This is a genomic window from Rhodothermus profundi (assembly GCF_900142415.1).
In the GTDB taxonomy this organism is placed as follows: domain Bacteria; phylum Bacteroidota; class Rhodothermia; order Rhodothermales; family Rhodothermaceae; genus Rhodothermus; species Rhodothermus profundi.
This window is the reverse complement of record NZ_FRAU01000005.1, coordinates 108,864-130,729: the sequence shown is the minus strand read 5'-3', so window position 1 is coordinate 130,729 and position 21,866 is coordinate 108,864. Positions and strand designations below refer to the sequence as shown.

The window sequence follows — 21,866 nt, the reverse complement described above, 5'->3', positions numbered from 1 at the left end:
TGTTCTTTGCTGGGCCACCGACAGGGCGCACCGCCCCTGGCTTTCGGGTAGGCCATCTGGGCATCGTCAACGGTGTCCGTAAGGCGAGGCCATCCTGCCGGTTGATCCCGCGGATCTGCGATCCCCCGGTTTCTTCGACGCAGAGAAATACCCGGAGATCCGTTAGGTCAGCAAAGTGGCAGGCAGCGTTTACAGCCCGGGGCAGGATGGATCGCTTTGATTATGGATTGCACCGAAGCCGGCTTACTGAGGCGGGAGTGTGATCGTTGTGGTCTGGCTACCGATCGCTATGGAAGCCGTTCAGAAAGGCATCTGAGCATACAAGGCCGGACCAAATGCCTGCCTGGCTCACAGGGTAAACTGGCGTTTGACTGGATACCGAACCCGTTTGTCAATCAGGCGTTGCACGAAGCGGTTCGTCCGAGGTGGCATCCACAATGTGAGGCATTCGCATGGCCGTTCGATTCGGTATTCTGGTTTTTCCGGGGTCTAACTGCGATCATGACGCTTACCATGCTGCAAAGCATGTGGCCGGACAGGAAGCGCGCTTTATCTGGCACAAGGAGACGAAGCTGGGAGATGTGGACGTCGTGATTGTGCCCGGCGGCTTCTCCTATGGCGACTATTTGCGTCCGGGAGCCATTGCCCGGTTTTCGCCCATTATGCAGGACGTCATCCGGTTTGCTCGTGAGGGAGGGCCTGTGATCGGCATCTGTAACGGCTTTCAGGTGCTCTGTGAAAGTGGCCTGCTGCCAGGCGTGCTGTTGCGGAACGCCTCATTGCGGTTTATCTGCAAGTACGTGCACGTCCGCGTAGAGCAGACCGACACGCCTTTTACAAACGCGCTGCAGCCCGGACAAGTGCTGCGCATCCCCATTGCACATGGCGAAGGTAACTATTATGCCCCTCCGGAGGTGCTGAATCGCCTGGAGGCCAATGGGCAGGTGGTGTTTCGCTACTGCGAGCCCGATGGGCGGCTTACGGAGGCGGCCAATCCCAATGGATCGGCGCGCAACATCGCAGGCATTGTGAACGAGCAGCGGAATGTGCTTGGTATGATGCCCCATCCGGAGCGCTGCGTAGAAGCGCTGCTGGGCAGTGAGGATGGCCTGGGCATTTTTCAGTCGCTAATCCGGCACGTGGCCGGCGTTTCGGTCTGAAAGCTATATAAACCCGATCAGGAGAAGGGCAGGCAACGTGTAGGTCAGCAGCCCGATCAGAATGGGTCGGCGCAGCGCGGGCGCGCCAAGCATCCAGACCAGACCTGCTTTGACGAACGTATTGGCAATGGCGGCTAGAATAACGGCCCGGGCAGCCACCTCGAGCGGTAGCCCCATGTCGGTCTGGCTGAGCTGGGCTACGGAGAGTACCACGGCATCACTGTCGGCAGCGCCGCCAAGCAGGCTGGACACGTACAGGCCCGAAGCGCCCAGGTGCAGGCGGGCCGCGTTAGCTAGCAGTAAGATAAGGGCATAGAGCAGGCCGAACAGGAGAGCAGGTTTCAGTTCAAAGGGGTTTTTCAGGGGCGTTTCGGCCTGAGAAGGGCGCGACTGCTGCTGGCGGTACAAAAGGGCGCTGTAGGCCAGACCTGCCAGCAGGGCACCTCCTAAGGGTAAAGCGGTGGGTTCAAGGAGCGCAGGGGCCAGCACGGCTAGAATAAGGATCAGACGCAGTATCATGGTAGCCCAGGCTAGGAGAATGGCAGCAGCTACCGTAGGCGCCAGTCGGGTCCACTCATGGCTGCGGCGCGCCATGCTGAGCGTCAGCGCTGTGCTGGAGGCAAGGCCGCCCAGCAGGCCGGTCAGGCCAAGGCCGCGGCGGGCTCCGAGCACCTGCGTCAGCACGTATCCCAGGAAGCTGATGGCCGAAATGAACACGACCATGAGCCAGATCTGACGCGGCACGAGCACGTCAAACGGCGGGGGACCGTAGCTCCGGTCGGGCAGCAGGGGTAGCAAAATTACTGTAATCAGGCCAAACTTCAGCGTGGCATAGACATCCTCGCGCGAGATGCGTTCGGCCAGCAAACGCGTTTGCGGCTTAAGGGCAAGCAACCAGGTCAGACCTACGCCCAGTGCAGCCGCCAGCACCAGTCGATTCAGGTAGCAGAGCAGTCCAATCAGAAAGGTTAGCAGACCGGCCATTTCGGTGGTCAGGCCAATATCGCCGCGCTGCGCGCCAATGTAGTGGGCTACCGTCAGCAACGCTCCTACACCTGCCAGCGTAAGGAGCACAATAAACGGCGCCTGTAATAGATCGGCTGCCAGCCCGGAGGTGGCGCCCAGCAGACTGATAAGCGTAAAGGTGCGGGCACCGGCAAACAACCCGGCCCGGGAGTTTTGCTCCTGGCGGTGGGCAAACTCACGCTGCAGTCCCACCATCAATCCAATGGCCAGCGCCGTTCCCAGCCGAAGCGCCAGCGCCTCAAACGTCAGGGGCGTTCCCATATCCATGGTAGCAAAGATACGATGGACAGGCCGAATCCGAAGGGTCTGTTCGGGCGTTGAGCGATCATCTTTTAAAGGCTCGCTGAAATCAACTGCTGTCGCTCAATGTTTCTGGAAACTCCCTGGACTACGCTGCTGCTGTTGCTCAATCTGCTGGTCAGCGGGTATGCGCTGCTGGTCGATCCGTCTCTGATGGATCGGTGGGCATTTCGCCCGCTGCATATTTTGCAGGGTCGCCAGTATTATCGGATGATCACGGCCGGTTTTGTACATGTAGGGTGGGCTCACCTGGCGTTCAATCTGATTACGCTCTTTTTCTTCGGACGCCCCATGGAGGTGCTGCTGGGTCCGGTGCGATTTCTGCTCGTTTACTTTGGGGCCGAGCTGGCCGGGCATGGACTTTCACTATGGCTGCATCGCAATCGGCCTACGTATGCAGCAGTGGGCGCGTCAGGGGCCATCAGTGGACTCCTTTTCGGGTACTGCCTGTTTTTTCCCTTTGACCGCATATACCTTTTCTTTTTCCCGGTGGGTATTCCGGCCGTGCTGTTTGCTATTGGATATGTAGTGCTGTCCATTTATGCGGTGCGGCGTGGCATTGAAGAGGGAGGCATTGCCCACGAAGCGCACCTGGGAGGTGCCCTGGGAGGATTGCTCCTGACGCTTTTGCTGGAACCACGAGCCCTGCCAATTTTTCTGCGGCAACTTGGATTATAGCACCTATTCCGTTAAGGTGAGCGCGAGCGTGCGGCTGATGGTAGCGCCGGTGCGGGCGTCTGTGATGCGAACCTCCAGCACATAATCCCCCGGATCAACGCGGTGGACGTCGAGTTCGGCATGCTCGCTGAGTTCTGTATGGGGGTCTTCGTGGGTACTTTTTAGCCGCAGCACCGGGCGGTCGTCGCGGCCAAAAAGGCCAAAGAACTTCTTCCGGGGTTTGATAGGACGCAGGATGTACTCGACAGTATAGCGGGTGCGTCCCTGCGCGTCGGGCGTGAGCCCGTAAATTTCAAAATACAGATGCACAGGCTGGCTCACCGAAAAGCGACGCAAGGGATTAGGCCACAGATGCCAGCCATTACGTACGAAGCGGCTGGGCCCTGAGGCCGGCAGGATACGCCAGGCAGGAAGCAGGTCGCTCATTTGCAGACCCGGTTCGCGCAGGTCGGGTACGGTCAGCTCCATTTGCACGCGCCCCTGCAAACGCTCGGACTCCAGCGAGCGGCCGTGCAGCGTCAAACGGTAGGTGCCAGGCTGCAGCGTTACTACCATGAAATCGTTAAGGGCAGCCGTTGGATCAGGCAAAATAGGCAGGGTGCGCTGCTGGAGCTGGGTTACCAGCGGTTGCCAGGCCGTATCATGGACGGCAAAGCCGACTTCAGCTCGCGTATAGCCGCTGCGACGACCGGTAACTTTTCGGAAAGGGGCAGCCGGCAGGGCATAGTACAGATATACCTGCGTGCTGTCGGCAGGGCCCCGAAAGGCTACCGGGAGCACTTCCAGCGGAAGCACAACCAGGTTAGCCGGCCAGCGGTACTGATCCGAAGTTAACCCTCGCGTGTAAGCTGCCTGGCTTTGCGCCACCAGGGCTTCGCGCAATTCAAACAGCTCCAACGTGGTAGGCTGAGGCGGACGCAACCCGGCTTCGACTTCCCATTTTGTCCGGAGCGTGCTCATAATGCGAGAATACGGCGGTCCCCAGATTTCTCGGTCTTCGATCATTTGCGCATTGGCCAGCACAGGGGTCAACCGCCAGTTGTTGCCGGTGGCGCCTTCGTCAATCACGAAGTGGAAGTCCATGCGCGGCTGGTAGTAGCGCCACGACTCGTTCGGCACCCAGCCCATGCCAAACTCCCGCTCCCGCCACAGCGAACCCGAACGAAAGGGATTAACTTCGCCCCGAACGGTCACAATCCGATCGTCCGGAGCGCCATGCCGAATGAAGATCAGACCCTTGTCGTTGAATTCCTGATTGAGAAAGTATGTGGGGGGAAGCTTGAGCTCGCCAAACTTATCTGGATTGCTGTGCCAGAGGCGCGGGCCGTCGTAGACGTAGTCGCGTTCGGCTACCAGCAACCGCCGGTAATGCGCGACCAGTCGCATGTTGATGGGGCGGCCGGGCATGGGATCGCGTCGCTCCCAGAAGGCCTGAAAAAACGTGCGGTAGGCCTCGGGCGCTTGCAGGTGTCGGTAGGTGGCCAGCTCCTGCAGGTTGAAGATGTATTTGAAATCTTCAAACAGAAAGCGGGCGTCCAGGGCGCTGCTGATGGTGTGAATGGCCCGGTCAATGATTGCCTGCACCGAGTCTGGACGGTTGAGTGCGGTCCAGATCCGTGCGCGGGCCAGGGCAATAGCCTGGGGCGGCCAGCCAACGTCCGTTTGTTGCAGCCTGCGGAAGGCACGGTCGGCTTCCTGGAGCTGCCCGAGCCGTCGCAGGCGTTCCGCTTCAAAGAAGCGGGCATAGCCTGTCGGATGCTGCGCCAGCCAGCGGCCGGCTTTTTCCAGGTCGGTGTGGTTAAGGAAAGAGTGGTACAGTCGAAAGAGCCCTATTGCGGCCTCGTCCAGATCCGGGCGCAGCCGCACCTGCGCCTCCGCGAGCGTAATGGCCCGGGCATAGTTGGTATCCTGGCGGTAGAGCAATGCATACTGGTAGAGCACATCGCGATACAGGCTATCACGGGCCAGGACCCATTCGAAATGCTTGCGGGACGTCTTGCGGTGCATAAATTGAAACGGCGTCTGATATTGCGCCCGCTCGCGCTCGCTGATGGCCAGAAAGTAATGGGCGGCCAGGCTGCTCGAATCGATGCGGAGCGCCTTGCGGGCCCACGTGCTGGCCTGTCGCCAGTTTTTGCGCGCCATTGCCAGCCGTACCATGCCCAGATAGGCAGGCAGATAGGTGGCGTCTTGCGCCAGTGCTTCTTGATAGGTCTTTTCGGCTTCTTGATACGCACCACGAGCCAGCCAGTGGTCTCCTTCATCGACAAGCTGGGCAGCCGACTGGGCGTAGAGGACTCCCGGCAGAAGCAGTGCCCCCCATAGCAGCGCCCTCCAGCAGCTTCCCGGGGTAGCCTTTCCCATGACAATGCCTGAATGCGATCATTTTGTAAAGAGTTACCGTCAGGATTGGCGAAAGCTCCCGTTTACTGGCGGAAAAGTCCAGGCTGTCGTATCGTAAGGCGGAATGTGGAAGTGGGGGAGAAGGCATGTGGAAGGGCACTCCTATGGGTCCAGGATGACAGGGCAATGACATGCGAAAATGACCGAGCCCGAAACTTTTATCCGTGAGGTGATTCGCCGGGCCGCGGCAAACGTCCGGGAAGGAGGCGGCCCTTTTGCTGCGCTGGTCGTGCGTGAAGGGGAAATTCTGGCGATTGGGACAAACCGAGTAACCACGGATAACGACCCGACAGCGCACGCCGAGATTGTGGCGATTCGTGAGGCGTGTCGGCGACTGGGGCATTTTCAGCTTACGGGTTGCGACCTGTACACCTCCTGTGAACCATGCCCCATGTGCCTGGGAGCCATCTACTGGGCGCGGCCGGCTCGTGTGTTCTATGCGGCCACGCGGCACGATGCGGCGCGGGCCGGTTTTGACGATGCGCTGATCTATGAAGAACTGGAGCAGCCGGGACCGCAACGCCGCATTCCTTTCATCCATGTGCCCGATCGCGACGCCTGGATCCCTTTTCAGGTGTGGCTCGACCACCCAGAACGGGTTGCGTACTGATCACTCAGCGCGCGTTTCGGGGGCAGGCAGAACGGTCTTGGGCAGGTGCATGGCCACCAGCACATGTGGCACATCAACCACTTCGGCAATGTGCAGCTCGCCGGCCAGTGAACAAAGCACATAGGCTTCTTCAGGAGCCAGCCCATAAGTCTGCACCAGGTGGTCGATCATGTAGCGGGTGGCTTTGCGGGCTGCTTCGTCCAGCGTGGTTGCAAAAGCCGTGACAGCATAATACGCATCGGTTTCATACTGCGGTTCTGGAATGGAGCGATCCTTTAACACGCGCACTTCAATCACCACCCGCATCGGAGCCTCGATGGCGGTTCCACTGACTTCCCCCAATCCCTGAGCCGCGTGCGGGTCGCCCAGCGATAGCAAGGCACCTTCCACAAACACAGGCAGGTAAACTGTCGTCCCGACCGTTAAAAACGGATTGTCCATGTTGCCGCCATTGGCCCGCGGAGGAATCGTAGAAAGCAGCGAGTCGGTATCGGGAGCTACGCCAATCACTCCGGGAAAGGGGCGCAGGGGAATGCGAAATCCGCGCCCGAAATCGACGGTCTGAGCGGCCGGATCAAACTGGAAAATTTTCAGAAACGGCTCGGTGAACGTGTCGGCCAGAAAACCAAAGCCCGGGAAGATGCCAGCCCAACCCCATCCTTCCAGCTCGATTTGATGGATAGTAACCGCCAGCACGTCGCCGGGCTCTGCACCTTCCACGTAAATCGGGCCCGTAAGCGGATGGATCGGATCGAAACTGACCTGAGGAATGTCGTCAGCGGTAGAAGCAGGCGTTAACTGCCCATCGGTTGCTTCTTTCAGCTCCAGCTCAATAATTGCGCCCGATGGAACGCGCAATACCGGTGCGATTCGGCGGCTGAATTTGTTGTGGGTTTGCTCGGCCGTCAGGTGGTACTGAGGCTCAGGAATTGCTGGAACCGGGGCAGGCCGGCAGGCACCTCCTACTCCCAGCAGCACCGGAAGCCACGCAATGCGCAGAACCTTTATCATGTTGGAGGGAGGGATGGTGCGAAGGCGCTTTTGGTGGAATATAAACAATAAGTTGGAGTGAAGAGGCGCTTTTTTTCAAGCTGGATTTTGCGGACGCGTGTCTCGTCGAAAAACGAAACGACAGGCATCCTGCCCTTCAGCCAGGGTCGTGGGGCGCTCGAAACGCACGCCGTCCCGCTCGGGACGGATGGCATCGGCCCAGTTGCGATCCCAGGCGCAGAAGATAAGGGTCAGCTCTGGATGCCCATTTCGCCGGAAGAAGTCGTAATAAAAGCAGCGATGCACGAGCAGGGTAAAGGCCTCCGCATTTCCGGTTTCTGAAAAATGAAACGTGGCGCCATAATCGGTGCGTGCCCGTCGCCGGGCTGTCTGACGCAGCATTTCCAGAGGATTGCGAGCCAGGCGCATTTGCAGCCAGGTGAACAGCCAGATCCATCGTCTGCCCATTCCAGCAAAAGCCTGCTGCAGGAGTGCTCTGGCTGCTTCCGGAGAAAGCCCGTGGTCTTGCAGAATGCGATAGCCAGCCAGCACGTAGGACGTCATGAGCAAATGCACCTGGGCAGGGGGATCAAGGGCCAGGTCCTGGTTTGATTGCCGGAGTTGCTCCGCCTCCTCATGGAGCGCATGCCGGTTCAGCACCGCACCGTTGGTGTACCGACGAAAAAGAACGCCCAGCCGCCGCGTAAAGACGCGGGCAAATGAGCGCGCCACCCAGTTATGCCAGGAAAACTGTGTTGACATGATGGAACCAATTAAGCTACAACATAACGAGAAGCGTTCGGGATGCGCCGAACGCCTGGAAGATACGGGCATCTTCCCCTATAGAGCAACTTAACGGCTGGACTGGCGCCTCTCAAACAGGTAACGGCACGCCGGACTCCCCTCAGGAATATAGGTGACGCGAACTGCTTTTTGTCCAAGGAGCTGTTCAAAAAAGCGAGCTTCCAGGTAACAGGGCAAACGCGTATGCCGGACCGTTTCCCAAAACGGACAGTTGCACGCGCGAATTTCAATGCCCTGCGCGGAGCAGACAATCTCAGGCATAAATCCCTCCTCTTCCAGGAATGCGCGCAGCACCGCCAACCGCTTCTCCAGCGTGTCCGCAGCTTGCAGTCGTTGCTGCGCAGCTTGCAGACGCTCCTCCCAGTACTGCTCAAAAAAGCGCTGCAGTAGATCGTCAGCGCCTTCCTTCTGCAAAAAACAGAGCAGACGGCCCAGCAGCGACCCGTCCCGATTAGGAAAAAGCTGCGCGCCCGCCGACGTCAGGCGGTAAAGCAGAAACGGACGGCCGCGTCGCTGACGCGCAGTCGTGTGGTACACCAGGCCATCCCGCTCCAGTTGCACCAGGTGCTCTCGAAGGGTAGGACGCGTCAAACCGGTTGCCGCAACTGCTTCGTTCAAGGTGAGCTGCCCGCGCCGCTTGAGCAGATGCAGCAACTGGCGCTTCGTATCGGAACCAAGCAGCGTCCAGGTCTCCATTAAGCGGCCTCTTCCTATCAGGACTCCCTTTAAAACTACAGGATCATGGAGCTTCTGTCAATAAAGAAGATTTCTTCCTTCAAAAACTTGACAGTCATCCATCCAAGGAAATACATTTAAGTTGTCATTTGTCCTAAATTGGAATGGGCACAAATTGCAACAACTGCACGGAGGAGTCATGCATCCATGGATCCATCAGACCCTGGGAGAACTGGTGGCGGCCGACGAACGGCGCGCCAGGCTGTTTGATCAACTGGGTCTGGATTACTGCTGTGGAGGGAGCCGCACGCTGGAAGAGGCCTGCCGCGCGCGCGGCCTGGATCCTGCGACGGTAGCTGCTGTGCTGGAGGCGCTGGGAACGACCGAAGCCGTCAGTGAACCAGTCATCGACTGGCGGACGCAACCCCTGTCGAACCTGATCGATCATATTGTGGCGACACATCACGCTTACCTGCGGCGTGAACTACCTCGCCTGAGCGCGCTCCTGAAACGCGTGGTGGCGGTACATGGCGACCGAAATCCCTGGCTGCGCGAAGGACAGGAGGTCTTCGAGCGACTCAAGTCGGCGCTGGAGGCGCACATGCACTGCGAAGAGGAAATGATTTTCTCTCGGATACGGGCGTTAGAGCAGGGATCGACAGAGGCCGGCCTCGAACTAGAGCCGTTGCTACAGCAGGCCGAGCAGGAGCACGATGCTGCAGGTGAGGCGCTGCATCGATTGAAAGAGCTGTCCAACAATTATCAGCCTCCCGAAGGAGCTTGCCATAGCTTCCGGGCTCTGCTTGCAGGGCTTCGGGCCCTGGCGTCTGATATGCATCGCCACGTGCATCGGGAGAACAATATTCTGTTTCCGCGGGCGCGTCGCCTGTTGGCGGAAGCGGCTGCCTGAAGGGCATCTATGACAGAGCCGGGAGAGGCAGCACCCTCAGGGGAAGGCAAACAGGCAGATGCTTGGCCCAACGACGAGACGGAGTGGCTTGAACATTTGGGCTGCCCTGGTGAGCTGACGCGTCCCGGCGAAAATGCGAAGCGTTTATGAGCACGCCTGTACCGTCTCGCCTGGCGCTGGCTGGTCGGCTGCGGACCATAATCGACTCGGAGATAGGCCTGAACATTGTCGATTTAGGCCTGATTTACGATCTCCAGGTGTCGCCGGATGGTACGGTAATGGTCAAACTCACCATGACCACGCCAGCCTGTCCGCTGGCGCGCTATATCCAGCAGGAAGTGGCCCGTGTGCTGCAGCGCACCCCGGGCGTCCGGCGTGGCGTCATTGAGCTGGTGTGGGATCCTCCCTGGTCGCCGCACATGATTGACCCTGAAGTGCGGCACAACAGGTTTTTGTAATGTTGAAACCTGGCAAAACCATGACAAAGGCAATGACTTCACCTCCGACTTTTCTGGCCAGACTTCCGGCAACCCGCTTTGTTGAGCTGGACGTGCGGCCAATTCTGCAGAGCGGTGGGGAGCCTTTCTCCCGTATCATGGAAACGGTCGAACGCATGCCTCCCGGGCATGTGCTGCGCCTGCGCGCGACGTTTAAGCCGGTGCCGCTGCTGGGGGTGATGCACCAGAAAGGCTGGGCGCACTGGATTGCGCACGGGCAGGACGAAGACTGGGAAATATGGTTCTATCGGCTGGCCGACTTCGAGGGCTCAGGGTGACGCGTTGCTTCAATCGTTATGGTTGTCGATCCGGGACTGGTCGTAGCCGAGCGGCCTACTTTCTTGGCTTCAGGGGCAACGCACGCAAAAGCATGAACTGGTCGCTTTAAAAACCATTGCTTGGGTCATAACGCGAACGGTAATCTGGGGTGCAGTAAAGGCGCAGTAGGATGTCTGGCTGGTATCTGTTTTCCGTCTGGCTACATATTCTGGCCGCTACGGTCTGGATTGGGTCCATGATTTTTCTGGGCGTGGCGGTAGTGCCGCTGCTGCGGCGGCCAGAGTTTGCATCGGTTCGGACGGCACTGCTTTACCGGCTTGGTCTGCGCTTTCGGTGGATCGGGTGGGCGGTGCTGCTGCTCCTGGTGGGGACAGGCATTGTGAACATTGGGTATCGTGGCTATGGATGGGATGATTTATGGTCGGGGGCGCTCTGGCAGGGGCCGTGGGGGCGTACGCTGGCCTGGAAACTCGTGCTGGTGCTTCTGGTGATGGGTATCAGTGCGGTGCACGACTTTTATCTGGGGCCGCGCACCATGCAACTACTGGAACGCGGAGCAGCGTCAGCCGAGCGGTTGCGTCGAACAGCCAGCTATCTGGGCCGGCTCATGACGCTGCTGTCGCTGGTGATTCTGGCATTGGCCGTATTGCTGGTGCGTGGTGGGGGTAGATAGCGAAGTAACCGTAAATAAAAAGGGGCGATGGAACCATTCATCCTTAAAGCTGCAGAGTGGGTGCAGTGCGACCGCCATCAGTTACGACCGGTTTTGCTGGCGCAAAATGAGCGCCTGAAGGTGCAGCTTGTGTGCTTTGAACCCGGCCAGCAGATTCCGCTGCACCAGCCGGAAGAGGATCTGGTGTTGACAATCCTGGAAGGGCACGGACTAGTCGTTGCCGGCGAAAAGGAAGGGGTAGTCGGCCCAGGCTCTGTGGTCTTCGTGCCCGCCGATGTGGCCCGAAGCATTCGGGCCCATACGCGGTTGGTGGCGCTGGCGGTGGTGTCTCCGCCTTCACGGGCAGCCGACTACGAAGAGATAGAAGCCGCTTTGAATCATCGAGCCGCTTAAACGCTTATGTTCGTACATCGTCGAAATACAATGGTCATCCGGACGGATGGCTGTATTGGTGCGGCGAGGGCCTTACCTGGCCGGACAGGTGGCCGAACATTTTTGAGGAGATGAAGCACTTCTTGCACCGCCTGCCACTTCTGGTACCTGGCGTTGTGGCGCTGCTGGCCGGACTGGCTGCGGGAGTGGAACGACTGGGCTGGCAGCTCGGGCAGCAGGTTTGGTGGGGCACGCTGCACGGCCTGCTTATGGTACCCGGTTTTTTTGGCACGCTAATCAGCCTGGAGCGAGCTGTAGCGCTGGACCGACGAGAAGGCTATGTCGTGCCAGCGGCCTTTGGAGGAGGGGCGCTATTGATCCTGATGGGTAGCACGTGGGCAGGCCCCCTGCTGCTCATCCTGGCAAGCCTGGGACTGGTGGGTATGTTAAACGTGGCATGGCGCCGGCAGCGACACCTTTCCTTGCAGGTTATGGCGGCCGGAGCGCTTGCGTTACTGGTGGGAACGGTTGCCTGGGCAGCAGGACAGCCGGCATCGCTGGTGACGCCCTGGTGGATGGCTTTTCTGGTACTGACCATTGCTGGTGAGCGGCTTGAGCTCAGTCGTATCCTGCTGCATGACGCGCAGGTAGCGCGCAGATTTCTGGGGATTGTGGGGCTGCTTGGACTGGGATTGGGGCTTACCTTTGTCCAGGGGACGCTGGCCTGGCGTCTGACAGGAGCGGCGCTGCTACTGCTCATGCTCTGGCTGCTGCGCTACGATATAGCCCGGTATACGGTGCGACAGCGTGGGCTGACGCGCTTTATTGCCTGGTGTCTGCTATCAGGATATGGTTGGCTTGGAGTGGGGGGATTCATCATGCTTGTTTACGGACAACTGATGGCTGGACCCTGGTACGATGCGGCGTTGCATTCGATATTCGTAGGATTTGTTTTCAGCATGGTTTTCGGGCATGCGCCTATCATTTTTCCGGCCGTGCTGGGCGTTCCTGTAGCGTACCGGTCGTTTTTTTATGGACATCTGGTATTACTGCATGGCGGGCTGCTGATGCGCGTGATCGGAGATGTAACAGAGATGCTTGTGTGGCGGCGATGGGGGGGCCTGGTAAATGCCCTGGCAATCCTGGTCTTTCTGATGGTTACTCTTGGGACAACCTGGGCAGCGCATCGGCGGACGCGTACGCAAACCCACAGGGACCGATATGCCTGATTTATCGCGCTGGTACGTAAAAACAGCCCTGGCCTATCTGGCGCTAGCATTGCTGCTGGGGATCGTCATTGTATGGCCTGCAGAAGGTGGGTTGCAGCGCTGGCAGGGAGTATTCTGGCCTGCGTGGATTCATTTGCTGACCGTGGGCTGGCTAACCCAACTGATTTTTGGGGTGGCATTCTGGTTGTTTCCGCGGCATTCGCGCGCGCGTCCGTATGGTCCCCAGGCACTGGCCCGAGCCGCTTACCCTCTGCTCAATGCCGGGATTGTGCTACGTATCCTGTCCGAGCCGGCGATTACCTGGACCGCCTCGGTCTGGTGGCGCGGATTGCTGATGCTTTCCGCTTTGCTCCAGTGGACAGCCGGCCTTTTCATGGTCAGTTATCTGTGGACACGAGTCAAACGGCGCTAAACCATGCCGTCCGTGAGTTGTTGGTTGATTCGTCTGGCCCTGGGCCACCTGTTGCTGGGCTTTACGATGGGATCCTGGCTGTTGGTCCATAAGACGGGCTGGTTGCCGGCCTGGCCAGGCTTACGGCTGATGCACGTGGAACTGGTATTGCTGGGTTTCATGGTGTTATTTGCGGTGTCGGTGGCCTGGTGGATTCTGCCGCGAAGGGGAGGCGTGCGTCCTTCAGATCAGGGAGCCTGGGTAGCAGGGGGGATACTGGTAGGGGGCGTGTGGCTGGTAGGCATTGGAGCGGTGAGTATGATGCAGGGAGTGCAGGTAGTCGGGCGGACGATGGAGCTTATAGCCGTTGTGCTCTGGGCGCGACTTCTCTGGCCACGCATCCGGGTTGCGCAGCAGCGTCGCGGCGCCTGAGCGTTAGGGCGTATTTTATTGCAAGCAAGCGGTGCAGGAGGGCTCTATGAAACTGCCTGTTACGGCTGTTGTGATCAACTACCAGACGCCTGATCTGCTGGAAGTGGCCGTGCGCTCTTTTCGGCGGTACTATCCGATGGTGCCGTTGCTCATTGTCGATAACGGCTCGCGCGATCACTCCCGGCAGGTTATCGAGCAGTTAATTGCGGAAGGACACGCGGCCGTCCGGGCGCTCTGGTTACCTGAAAACATCTATCATGGCCCTGCCATGCATCGGGCCATGGAGGCAATCACAACCCCTTACGTATACTTTTTTGACAGCGACACGGAGACGCGGCGAGGCGGCTTTCTGGAGCCGATGATCGCGGCGCTGGAGGCCGATCCGCAGGCTTATGGTGCTGGCAGGATTGTGGAGGTTGATCGACGTCGAGGGTTTCGCAAGGCAGGTGGCCTGCCGGTACTGGCAACGCCCTACCTGCTGCTTCGGCGCGCTTTTTACTTCAGGTTGCCGCCGTTTATTCATCACGGGCTGCCAACCCTGCAGAATTTTCGTGCGGCTGAACAGGCAGGCTATCGGCTGGTTTCCTTTCCTATCGAGACGTACGTGCATCATCTGGGGCGTGGCACGGCTGCTCGCTACGGCTACGGTCTGGGCTGGCGCAGCCGTCTGGAATACCTGCTGCATCGGTTGGGGCTTTGAGCCAGCGGCATGGGCAAGCCGGTCGTCTGCAGACGGGTAACCGGCATTGAGGCGTCCCCGGGAGGGAAAACCAGGCAGATCGGAGACCGAGTCGAGGAGAGCTTTGGGAGCGATCTGAACGTGGTATGCCAGTAAAAAAGCCGTGCGTTTAGGGCACGGCTTCAGGGTGTCGGGCGGTTGGATTTGAACTGGCGATCTTCCCGCCTCGGGCGGGACGCGCTACCAGCCGGGCTGGTTAGTTTGCATGTCGGGGCGGCCGGATTTGAACCGGCGACCTCTTCGTCCCGAACGAAGCGCGCTACCGGGCTGCGCTACGCCCCGAAAGGTCAGCCCCAAATATACGCCACAGGTGATAAGGGTTCCAGCGGTTTACGGGCTGAGGATGGGAGTTCAAGGTTAATTAATTGGGTTCATTGCCAAATTCGGCGTACATGGCCTCGATCAGATCGGCGTAATGCGTTTCGATCTGGCGGCGTCGGGGTTTGAGCGTGGGCGTGAGCAGCCCATTTTCGATGGTAAACGGCTCCGTGAGCAGCCGGAAAGCGCGGATGCGTTCATGGGCGGGAGCGTGGCGGTTATAGCGGCGCAGGCTTTGCTCGAAGAGCGTCTGAATTTTGGGATGGCGGCACAGAGCTTCGTCGGTTTCAGCGGGCAGGTTGTGCTCCTGTGCGTACTGGCGAAGCGCCTCGAAATCAGGCACAATGAGCGCCGTCAGAAATTCGCGTCCCTCTCCAATGACAACAATCTGGTCGATCCAGGGCTCCTGCTTGAGCTGGTCTTCGATGGGACCCGGGTAGATGTTTTTCCCGCCGCGGGAGACGATCATATGCTTGATGCGATCGGTGATGACCAGGTAGCCCTGATCGAAGCGGCCCACGTCGCCGGTATGGAACCAGCCATCGGCGTCAAACACTTCCCGAGTAGCTTTTTCGTTGTTCCAGTAGCCCTTCATCACGTTAGGGCCTTTGACCAGAATTTCTCCCTCTTCGGTGGTAAGATCGCTGGGATAGTCGTCGCCAGAGAGTTGTCCGATAATCTTGCCGTCGGTCAACCGCTGGATAGCGATAGTTACACCGGGCAGTACATAACCAACGGTTCCGAAGCGAGGGCGGTCCATTGGATTGACGGTCAGGACAGGGGCCGTTTCCGTCAGGCCATAGCCTTCGACAATGGTAATGCCGGCTGCCAGAAAAAACTCGCCGATATAGGATGGAAGAGCTGCCCCACCGGAGACGGCAAAGCGGAGATTGCCGCCCAGTCGATTATGGAGTTTCTGAAACACCAGGCGGTGGGCCAGGCGATGCTGCAGCGAGAGAAGAGGACCGGGCGTGCGGCCTTCCAGGCGGTACGCGGCCATGCGCCGACCTACCGAAACAGCCCAGTGAAAGATTTTTTGCTGGAGGGGCGATCCCTTTTCGACGGATTTATGGATGGCGTTGTAGACGCGTTCAAACAGGCGTGGTACCGAGATCATTACGGTAGGCCGCACTTCAAGCAGGTTCTGGCTCAGGGCTTCAATGCTTTCGGCATAGGAGATGCGGGCGCCACAGGCCAGTACGGCCGTGTAGCCTGCCGTGCGCTCAAAGGAGTGGCATAGTGGCAGAAAGGACAGGTGATGGTCGTTGGGACCAAAATCGACCCGTTCCAGCGCGGCCTGCACGTTCGAGCAGAAGTTGCGGTGGGTGAGCATGACGCCTTTGGGCAGACCGGTGGTCCCGCTGGTATAGATAAGGGCGCTCAGGTCATCTGGCTGCACCTGATCGGCCAGCTTTGCCAGTTCGGCTTCATGTTCGGTCCAGTAAGCAGCCCCTTCCGCCAGCACGTCCTCCCAGGCCCGCACATAGGGCGGATGATCCTTTCGCATGGTGCTCAGGGTGATGATTTCCTGCAGATCTGGACAGTCGTCAAAAATCGCCTCGGCTTTGCGAAGTTGTACGGCGGAAGAGACCACCAGAATGCGCGCGCCGGAGTCCTTGACGATGTAGCCTACTTGCGAGGCCGGCAACGAGGTGTACAGCGCGACGTTGACGCCGCCCAGAATTTGCGTGGCCAGGTCTGTGATGGCCCACTCCGGACGGTTTTCTGAAAGAATAGCGACGCGATCGCCCGGGCGCACGCCCTGCTTGTACAGATAGCCGGCCAGGGCATGGACGCGTTGCTCCAGCTCTTCCCAGCTAATGTCGATCCAGGTCTTGGTGCGTTTATCCTTGTAGCTCAATACCGGCCGTTGCTGACCGCGATAGTGGTCCAACAGCCGGTTAAAAAGCTGTGGGATGGTTTCAAAGGCAACGATGGCAGGCATAGTGCTTCCGTACCGATTACGTCCCAGCATACAAACTACAGGCTAGCGGATGAAAAAACAATTTGGGGCAACAGGCAAATGAAAGCGTTCAGGCATCAATGCCGATGGCTGCCTGAACGGAATCGAAGCCGTCTTGTTCAAGCTTTTCAACGAGTCCCTGTTTGATGCGCCGCACCAGGCCGGGTCCTTCGTAGATGAGACCCGTATAAAGCTGCACCAGAGAAGCGCCGGCGCGGATGCGGGCATACGCCTCTTCGACCGAGTCAATACCGCCTACGCTGATCAGCGGCAGTTTCCCTTCAGTCAAGCGATAGAGGTAAAAAAGCAGGCAGCGAGCGCGCGTGGCAAGGGGGCGGCCGCTCAGTCCGCCGGGACCAATTCGGGTGAGTATGGCTGGACTGGTGCGCAGCTCGGCCCGGTCGGAGGCGGTGTTGATGGCTACAAAGCCGGCTATGCCGTGCGTCTGGGCCACCGCAACAATTTCTTCAAGCTGACTATCGAAGATGGTGCGGTTGGAGGGAGGAGGCGATAGCTTAAGCAATACGGGGATTGATAACTTCAGCTCCCGACGCACTGCAAAGATGGCGCGTAGTAAAGCGTCGAGCGCCTTGGGGTCTTCGAAGGTTTTACCTTCGGCTGTGTTGGGACATGAAATGTTCAGGGTTACGTAGTCGGCCAGCGGTGCCAGGCGGCGGAAGCTTTCGCAGAAGTCGGCAATGGCCGCTTCTCCGAGAATGGAAGGGTCATGCGTTTTGGCCAGGTTAATGCCCAGGGGACGCCGATGACGCATGCGTTGCAGACGCCGGGCTACCTGCTCAGCCCCATCGTTGTTCAGGCCCATGCGGTTGATTAACGCGCGGTCTTCGGGCAGGCGAAACAGACGTGGAGGCGGATTCCCGGAGCACGGGCGGGCGCTAATGGATCCTACCTCTACGAATCCAAAGCCCAGCGCTTCCCAGAAGCGTACCAGGCGTGCGTTTTTGTCCAGTCCAGCAGCCAGGCCGACTGGATTCGGAAAGGTAAGATGCCAGCACTGTACAGTGAGCGCTGGATGTTCATAGTTGAAGTAAGGCGTCAGTGCCCACAGTCCCCAGGGTTGTACCAGACGAGCAACAGCCAGCGTAAGCCGATGGGCACGTTCGGCTTCCAGATGAAACAGCAGAGGGCGGAACAAGCGATACATGGCAAACGTGGGCAACATCAGCCTTCAAAGATCAACGGTGCCTTCAGGATCCCCGGTGTGAGTGATGCGGTGAGTCGGGGCCTTCTGCAAAATAGTCCGAATAATCCATCCGAAGTCTGAGCCGCGTATGAAACTTCCACTCTTTCTGGTTGACGCGTTTGCCGAGCAGCCTTTCACCGGTAACCCGGCGGCCGTGTGCTTGCTGGATCGCCCGCGGTCGGAGGGGTGGATGCAGACGGTGGCGGCTGAGATGAACTGGTCGGAAACAGCGTTTCTGCTGCCTGCCGGCGAGGGATTTTCACTGCGCTGGTTTACGCCGACGCAGGAGGTAGATCTGTGTGGCCATGCCACGTTGGCCAGTGCGCATGTGCTGTGGGAGATTGCGTGTTTGCAGCCGGATGAGCCTGCTGTTTTTTTTACAAAGAGTGGACAACTGACGGCCTGGCGGGCAGAAGACGGAACGATCTGGATGGATTTTCCGACCGAAATGCCGGAGCCCTGTGAGCCACCTGCCGAGCTGCTGCGTGTGCTGGGGGATGTGCCGATTCAGTACATCGGGCGCAACCGGATGGACTACCTGGTACTGCTAGATCGCGAGGCTACGGTGCGAAAGCTAAAGCCGGATCTGGAACGGTTGCGACAGCTCGACATGCGCGGCCTGATTGTCACAGCGCCAGCCGAAGACGTGCCGGCGGACTTTGTCTCGCGTTTTTTTGCGCCGCGCGTGGGCGTTCCTGAAGATCCTGTAACAGGCTCAGCGCACTGCTGTCTGGGACCGTTCTGGGCGATGCGGCTGGGACGCGTGCGCCTGAGCGGGTTTCAGGTATCGGCCCGAGGGGGACGCGTAGAGGTGGCCGTGCGCGGTGAGCGCGTGCACCTGGGCGGGCGCGCCATTACCATATTACAGGGGAAGCTCATCAGCTACCATCCGGGCACGAGCTGAGCCCCCAGATGCCATCCTTTGTACGGGCGCTGGAACGGATACACGTAGAACAGCTCCAGTACCATGGCGCCCAGGATGTTGAACCGGGTAGAGATACCGGTGCTGAAAACCGGGACCCGATCCGGCGAGTAACGCGCAAACTTCCAGGTAGGCAGGTCTCCTTTCGACCAGGCTACGCCGGCATCGGCAAACAGCGACAATTCAGTGGGTAGGTAGGGAAAGTTAAACAACCCGAAACGTTCGGTTCCAAATAGCGGAATGCGCAGCTCCGCGCTGGCGACGGCTACGTGCGTTCCGATAAGCCGAAGAGCTTCGGCGCAGAGCGTTTCCCCGTTGCGAGCGGGGGTGCATTCGTCGGGCTCCAGCGAATAGAAACTGTAGCCTCGCACAAAGGTCGGAGTACTTCCATAACCCAGGTACTCCTGGGCAAAGGAGAGCTCGCCAGGGCGTTGGGGGCGAGCGCCGTAGTTACCTACGTGGGTCAGGCGGACAGCAAAAGTCAACGGACGGAAAAAGAAATACTTGCGTCCGTCGATGAGCACGCGTACGAAACGTTCGGTGCCCGTAAGGGGCGAAATTTCAAGACGGTAGCGTGAACCGCGTACTGGTGAGGTAAAGCCAAAGAAAGAGAAATCGCCTACAAATGCGCCCGATACCTGGAAGAAATAAATGGGCTTGGGAGCATCCAGATTTTCCGTGTCGCGTCGGAATCCTGCGCCGTAGAGGTAATAAATTTCGGCATCATAATCGAAGCCATAGCGCTGAAAGCCAATCTGGAGCTCAAAGCGTTGGGTAGAGTTCAGGGGATAGTAGCCCAGCGCGCTGACCTGTTGGATATAAATGCGTTGCAGTATCTGGACGTAGCAGGGGACGGTCAGTTCAGTAGCCGGATCGAAGCAGGCTGGCCGGAAGTACGCATATCCGAATAGTAAGGGAATATGGCTTCCCAGCAAGCCATAGTTCATTCGCCCGCCCTGGTTGATATAGACAATCTGGCCTCCGATATCCTTGAAGGTGCCGTTGGCCTGTGCCACAACGGCCAGTTGCTGGTCGCCCAGCATGTCGCTGAAGAAAAAGCCTACGCCACCGGCAATCAGGGTGCCGAAGGGACCGCCTACGGTAGCGCCAAACGTGGGGGGTGCGATATAGTCCAGTTGCAGGCGGCGTCGGTAGGGCTGAGGGCGAAGCGTCAGTTCATCGGGCAGTCCGGTCAGCGGATCATTCAGGTAGTTGCTGACCAGTCCCTGTGTAGGGGGTTGCAAGGGAGGCAGCACACCGGCGCTGGCGATGCCCTGATCAGTGCCCGGGGTTACTGGATCACCCTGTAGCTCATGGGGCTCTAAAGCAAAAACCAGGTACTTGTTGTCGGTGAAGACTGAAAAGACCATGCGGCCGTTTTGAGCGGCCACGCTCATGGCCGGAGAGATGCTGGTAATGCCACTGACGCCTGTTTGCAGCTTGGTGATGCGATAAACGGCTCCGGTCGACAGATCCATTCGGTAGATGTCTTTGAAGCCATCATGGTTGGAGATGAAGTACAGGCTTCGGCCATCCGGTGAAAATTGCGGATTGATCTGCTGCCCATGCTGGAAGGGGCGCAGCACGCGCACGTTGCCCGTTTCCAGGTCCAGCAGTGCCAGTCGCTCGTGGCCGTAGCGTAAGATTTCGAAGTCGGTGCCGTCGGGTCCTCGGTCGGATACAAAGGCGATGGTGCGGCCGTCAGGTGACCAGGCGGGTTGCAGATCGGCGTAGCGGTCGTCGGTGAGCTTGCGCACCTGGTTTGTCTTCAGATCCAGCAGGTACAGGTCGCTGATGCCTCCCGAAAGCCCAGAAAAGGCGATGGTGCGGCCGTCAGGTGACCAGGCCAGGTTGTGAATGGCCCCTACTCCCTCGACGGCAATGCGGCGTTCCAGTTTCCCTTTGCGCAGGTTCCAGATGGCAATTTCGTTGTTGCCCCGTGCGAACGTAATGAAGGCGAAACGCTGGCCGTCGGGCGACCAGGAGCCCGAGGAATTGATGAAACGGATTGCATCGAAGTGCGGATCGCTGGCACTGCTGCTCAGGCGGCGCAGCACTTTGCCTGTTTCGGCATCGGCCACAAACAGGTCGATTGTGAACAGATCGCGCTCGGAAAGGAAGGCCACGTAGCGTCCGTCAGGGCTAAGGGCGGGAGCCAGGTTGATTTCACCGGCATCAAGGTCGGGTGCCAGCACCTTCCGACCGGCCTGTTCCGGAGGAGTGCGATCCTTCAGCAGCGGAAGGTAGGTCTGCTTGACGGCTTGAATCCATTCCCGAGAGAGCGAGTCGGGCGTAATGCCCAGGGTGAGGACGATAGCTGTATCGACGCCTACAATACCGCCCAGCTTGTACAGATCGGTAACCGCTTGATCACCGTATTTGCCACCAATGTATGCCAGGTAGGCCTGGCCGTAGCGGTAAGGAAAATAGCGCAAGTCACGCGTAAGCTGGCGGATGGTAGGAAGATCGTCGCGCAGCGCCGCATCGCGCAACCACATAGCCGTGTGGGGGTCATGGCGTCCCACCGACAGGTACTCTGCCATGCCTTCGACAAGCCACAGCGGCAACAACGCCAGCGCGAAGCGGCTCAGGCTATCGGAACGGTTCAGCGCAATGTCATACTGAAAGGAATGGACCAGCTCGTGACCGAGCACGTGATCATTTTCCCGATAGATTCCCGTAAACGGCATGATCACGCGCTCTTTGATGGATTCTGTTACGCCGCCTGTGCCTTCGCCGATTTCCCCACTGATTGCATTGGTTTGATGGAAGTCGGCGTCATCTGCATAAAAAATGATAGGTTTGCGCTCGCCAAACTCATGCAGAAAGGTGCGGCTGTGGCGCTGGTACCATCGCTCAGCCATACGGGCCGCATCTCGCACAGCGACCTCTTCCTGGGGATAGTAGTAGATTTCAAAGTGGGGCGTACGCAGCACCTTCCAGTCGAAGGTTTCGTACTGCACCTTGTTGCGGCCGAAGTACTGGGCCCAGGCAGGAAGGGTCCAGCCTATGAGCAGGAGCAACAGGCCGGCGATTCGAAAGGCATGCATAATCCTTCTCCAGTCTGGCGGCGGCACGGTACGGACCAGGGGGCGAAGTCTGCACGGACTTCTCTATGTCCAAACGTAGGAGCGGTCAATCGGTTCTTCCGATCTCCTACCATAACTTACTTAGCAGCAAAAGATGCGCCGCGCTATTGGAGCGCCTGGTAGTATAGCCGATACTTTCTTAAAGTATACAATAGGATGTAGCAAAAATGGAACAGGAGTACCGGTCAGATCTTGAAAGGGC

Annotated in this window: 21 protein-coding genes and 1 tRNA gene; 13 read left to right on the top strand and 9 right to left on the bottom strand. The window is 58.8% G+C overall.

The features are described 5' to 3' along the window. Window positions 1-452 precede the first annotated feature (452 nt). Window positions 453-1,160, top strand: a complete 708-nt coding sequence (purQ, locus tag BUA15_RS08555; protein ID WP_072715563.1) for a phosphoribosylformylglycinamidine synthase subunit PurQ — start codon at window positions 453-455, stop codon at window positions 1,158-1,160. 3 nt (window positions 1,161-1,163) lie between these two features. Here the strand turns inward: purQ and BUA15_RS08550 are convergent, their stop codons facing one another. After that, window positions 1,164-2,453, bottom strand: a complete 1,290-nt coding sequence (locus BUA15_RS08550; RefSeq protein WP_084660558.1) for an MgtC/SapB family protein — start codon at window positions 2,451-2,453, stop codon at window positions 1,164-1,166. Between the two features lie 99 nt (window positions 2,454-2,552). Between BUA15_RS08550 and BUA15_RS08545 the strand changes: the two genes are divergently transcribed. Next, window positions 2,553-3,164: a rhomboid family intramembrane serine protease gene (locus BUA15_RS08545; protein ID WP_072715562.1), complete on the top strand. Its 612-nt coding sequence runs from the start codon at window positions 2,553-2,555 to the stop codon at window positions 3,162-3,164. Between the two features lie 3 nt (window positions 3,165-3,167). Here BUA15_RS08545 and BUA15_RS08540 read toward each other — a convergent pair whose 3' ends face one another. Then, window positions 3,168-5,528, bottom strand: coding sequence for a tetratricopeptide repeat protein (locus BUA15_RS08540; RefSeq protein WP_072715561.1), 2,361 nt, complete (start codon window positions 5,526-5,528; stop codon window positions 3,168-3,170). Window positions 5,529-5,706: 178 nt separating this feature from the next. On the opposite strand from BUA15_RS08540, the gene BUA15_RS08535 reads away from it, so the two are divergent. Continuing rightward, a complete protein-coding gene (locus BUA15_RS08535) occupies window positions 5,707-6,177 on the top strand; it encodes a nucleoside deaminase (protein ID WP_072715560.1) in 471 nt (156 codons plus the stop codon). Here BUA15_RS08535 and BUA15_RS08530 read toward each other — a convergent pair whose 3' ends face one another. The 3 genes from BUA15_RS08530 to BUA15_RS08520 form a co-directional block, all read right to left on the bottom strand. Further along, window positions 6,178-7,188, bottom strand: a complete 1,011-nt coding sequence (locus tag BUA15_RS08530) for an acetamidase/formamidase family protein (protein WP_084660557.1) — start codon at window positions 7,186-7,188, stop codon at window positions 6,178-6,180. 75 nt (window positions 7,189-7,263) lie between these two features. Next, window positions 7,264-7,929, bottom strand: a complete 666-nt coding sequence (locus BUA15_RS08525; protein ID WP_072715559.1) for an L-2-amino-thiazoline-4-carboxylic acid hydrolase — start codon at window positions 7,927-7,929, stop codon at window positions 7,264-7,266. A gap of 90 nt (window positions 7,930-8,019) precedes the next feature. Continuing rightward, window positions 8,020-8,667 carry a helix-turn-helix transcriptional regulator gene (locus BUA15_RS08520; RefSeq protein ID WP_072715558.1) on the bottom strand — a complete coding sequence of 216 codons (648 nt, stop codon included), beginning with the start codon at window positions 8,665-8,667 and terminating at the stop codon, window positions 8,020-8,022. Window positions 8,668-8,845: 178 nt separating this feature from the next. Between BUA15_RS08520 and ric the strand changes: the two genes are divergently transcribed. The 9 genes from ric (at window position 8,846) to BUA15_RS08475 (ending at window position 14,129) form a co-directional block, all read left to right on the top strand. Continuing rightward, a complete protein-coding gene (ric, locus tag BUA15_RS08515; protein ID WP_072715557.1) occupies window positions 8,846-9,556 on the top strand; it encodes an iron-sulfur cluster repair di-iron protein in 711 nt (236 codons plus the stop codon). A gap of 146 nt (window positions 9,557-9,702) precedes the next feature. Continuing rightward, window positions 9,703-10,014, top strand: a complete 312-nt coding sequence (locus BUA15_RS08510) for a metal-sulfur cluster assembly factor (RefSeq protein WP_072715556.1) — start codon at window positions 9,703-9,705, stop codon at window positions 10,012-10,014. 20 nt (window positions 10,015-10,034) lie between these two features. After that, window positions 10,035-10,331, top strand: a complete 297-nt coding sequence (locus BUA15_RS08505; RefSeq protein ID WP_072715716.1) for a DUF2249 domain-containing protein — start codon at window positions 10,035-10,037, stop codon at window positions 10,329-10,331. A gap of 170 nt (window positions 10,332-10,501) precedes the next feature. Beyond that, on the top strand, window positions 10,502-11,005 hold the full coding sequence (locus tag BUA15_RS08500; protein WP_072715555.1) for a DUF4149 domain-containing protein: 504 nt from the start codon (window positions 10,502-10,504) through the stop codon (window positions 11,003-11,005). A 27-nt stretch (window positions 11,006-11,032) separates the two neighbouring features. Beyond that, entirely contained in the window at window positions 11,033-11,398 is a 366-nt protein-coding gene (locus BUA15_RS08495; protein WP_072715554.1) for a cupin domain-containing protein, read from the top strand. Window positions 11,399-11,508: 110 nt separating this feature from the next. Beyond that, window positions 11,509-12,606: a hypothetical protein gene (locus BUA15_RS08490; protein WP_072715553.1), complete on the top strand. Its 1,098-nt coding sequence runs from the start codon at window positions 11,509-11,511 to the stop codon at window positions 12,604-12,606. Beyond that, window positions 12,599-13,018 carry a hypothetical protein gene (locus BUA15_RS08485; RefSeq protein ID WP_072715552.1) on the top strand — a complete coding sequence of 140 codons (420 nt, stop codon included), beginning with the start codon at window positions 12,599-12,601 and terminating at the stop codon, window positions 13,016-13,018. Before BUA15_RS08490 ends, BUA15_RS08485 begins: the two co-directional genes overlap by 8 nt. Window positions 13,019-13,021: 3 nt before the next feature. Beyond that, the gene (locus BUA15_RS08480) at window positions 13,022-13,429 is read left to right on the top strand and encodes a hypothetical protein (protein ID WP_072715551.1); all 408 of its coding nucleotides are present in this window, start codon (window positions 13,022-13,024) and stop codon (window positions 13,427-13,429) included. A gap of 46 nt (window positions 13,430-13,475) precedes the next feature. Beyond that, window positions 13,476-14,129, top strand: a complete 654-nt coding sequence (locus BUA15_RS08475) for a glycosyltransferase family 2 protein (protein WP_072715550.1) — start codon at window positions 13,476-13,478, stop codon at window positions 14,127-14,129. Between the two features lie 247 nt (window positions 14,130-14,376). On the opposite strand, the gene BUA15_RS08470 is transcribed toward BUA15_RS08475, so the two are convergent. From BUA15_RS08470 to BUA15_RS08460, 3 genes are all read right to left on the bottom strand, one after another. Beyond that, a tRNA-Pro gene (locus tag BUA15_RS08470) sits at window positions 14,377-14,450 on the bottom strand. Window positions 14,451-14,529: 79 nt separating this feature from the next. Then, the gene (locus tag BUA15_RS08465) at window positions 14,530-16,431 is read right to left on the bottom strand and encodes an AMP-dependent synthetase/ligase (protein WP_072715549.1); all 1,902 of its coding nucleotides are present in this window, start codon (window positions 16,429-16,431) and stop codon (window positions 14,530-14,532) included. Window positions 16,432-16,519: 88 nt separating this feature from the next. Beyond that, window positions 16,520-17,614 carry a quinone-dependent dihydroorotate dehydrogenase gene (locus BUA15_RS08460; protein ID WP_072715715.1) on the bottom strand — a complete coding sequence of 365 codons (1,095 nt, stop codon included), beginning with the start codon at window positions 17,612-17,614 and terminating at the stop codon, window positions 16,520-16,522. A 127-nt stretch (window positions 17,615-17,741) separates the two neighbouring features. On the opposite strand from BUA15_RS08460, the gene BUA15_RS08455 reads away from it, so the two are divergent. Then, entirely contained in the window at window positions 17,742-18,557 is an 816-nt protein-coding gene (locus tag BUA15_RS08455; protein WP_072715548.1) for a PhzF family phenazine biosynthesis protein, read from the top strand. On the opposite strand, the gene BUA15_RS08450 is transcribed toward BUA15_RS08455, so the two are convergent. Further along, on the bottom strand, window positions 18,536-21,625 hold the full coding sequence (locus BUA15_RS08450) for a BamA/TamA family outer membrane protein (RefSeq protein ID WP_072715547.1): 3,090 nt from the start codon (window positions 21,623-21,625) through the stop codon (window positions 18,536-18,538). The genes BUA15_RS08455 and BUA15_RS08450 overlap by 22 nt on opposite strands. Between the last annotated feature and the right edge of the window lie 241 nt (window positions 21,626-21,866).

Coding starts and splice junctions, on each gene's coding strand:
- BUA15_RS08465 (WP_072715549.1), bottom strand. CDS start 16,431: ATGCCTGCCATCGTTGCCTTTGAAACCATCCCACAGCTTTTTAACCGG.
- BUA15_RS08550 (WP_084660558.1), bottom strand. CDS start 2,453: ATGGATATGGGAACGCCCCTGACGTTTGAGGCGCTGGCGCTTCGGCTG.
- BUA15_RS08475 (WP_072715550.1), top strand. CDS start 13,476: ATGAAACTGCCTGTTACGGCTGTTGTGATCAACTACCAGACGCCTGAT.
- BUA15_RS08500 (WP_072715555.1), top strand. CDS start 10,502: ATGTCTGGCTGGTATCTGTTTTCCGTCTGGCTACATATTCTGGCCGCT.
- BUA15_RS08520 (WP_072715558.1), bottom strand. CDS start 8,667: ATGGAGACCTGGACGCTGCTTGGTTCCGATACGAAGCGCCAGTTGCTG.
- BUA15_RS08540 (WP_072715561.1), bottom strand. CDS start 5,528: ATGGGAAAGGCTACCCCGGGAAGCTGCTGGAGGGCGCTGCTATGGGGG.
- BUA15_RS08455 (WP_072715548.1), top strand. CDS start 17,742: ATGAAACTTCCACTCTTTCTGGTTGACGCGTTTGCCGAGCAGCCTTTC.
- purQ (WP_072715563.1), top strand. CDS start 453: ATGGCCGTTCGATTCGGTATTCTGGTTTTTCCGGGGTCTAACTGCGAT.
- BUA15_RS08525 (WP_072715559.1), bottom strand. CDS start 7,929: ATGTCAACACAGTTTTCCTGGCATAACTGGGTGGCGCGCTCATTTGCC.
- BUA15_RS08495 (WP_072715554.1), top strand. CDS start 11,033: ATGGAACCATTCATCCTTAAAGCTGCAGAGTGGGTGCAGTGCGACCGC.
- BUA15_RS08460 (WP_072715715.1), bottom strand. CDS start 17,614: ATGTATCGCTTGTTCCGCCCTCTGCTGTTTCATCTGGAAGCCGAACGT.
- BUA15_RS08490 (WP_072715553.1), top strand. CDS start 11,509: ATGAAGCACTTCTTGCACCGCCTGCCACTTCTGGTACCTGGCGTTGTG.
- BUA15_RS08505 (WP_072715716.1), top strand. CDS start 10,035: ATGACAAAGGCAATGACTTCACCTCCGACTTTTCTGGCCAGACTTCCG.
- BUA15_RS08485 (WP_072715552.1), top strand. CDS start 12,599: ATGCCTGATTTATCGCGCTGGTACGTAAAAACAGCCCTGGCCTATCTG.
- BUA15_RS08450 (WP_072715547.1), bottom strand. CDS start 21,625: ATGCATGCCTTTCGAATCGCCGGCCTGTTGCTCCTGCTCATAGGCTGG.
- BUA15_RS08510 (WP_072715556.1), top strand. CDS start 9,703: ATGAGCACGCCTGTACCGTCTCGCCTGGCGCTGGCTGGTCGGCTGCGG.
- BUA15_RS08530 (WP_084660557.1), bottom strand. CDS start 7,188: ATGATAAAGGTTCTGCGCATTGCGTGGCTTCCGGTGCTGCTGGGAGTA.
- ric (WP_072715557.1), top strand. CDS start 8,846: ATGCATCCATGGATCCATCAGACCCTGGGAGAACTGGTGGCGGCCGAC.
- BUA15_RS08545 (WP_072715562.1), top strand. CDS start 2,553: ATGTTTCTGGAAACTCCCTGGACTACGCTGCTGCTGTTGCTCAATCTG.
- BUA15_RS08535 (WP_072715560.1), top strand. CDS start 5,707: ATGACCGAGCCCGAAACTTTTATCCGTGAGGTGATTCGCCGGGCCGCG.
- BUA15_RS08480 (WP_072715551.1), top strand. CDS start 13,022: ATGCCGTCCGTGAGTTGTTGGTTGATTCGTCTGGCCCTGGGCCACCTG.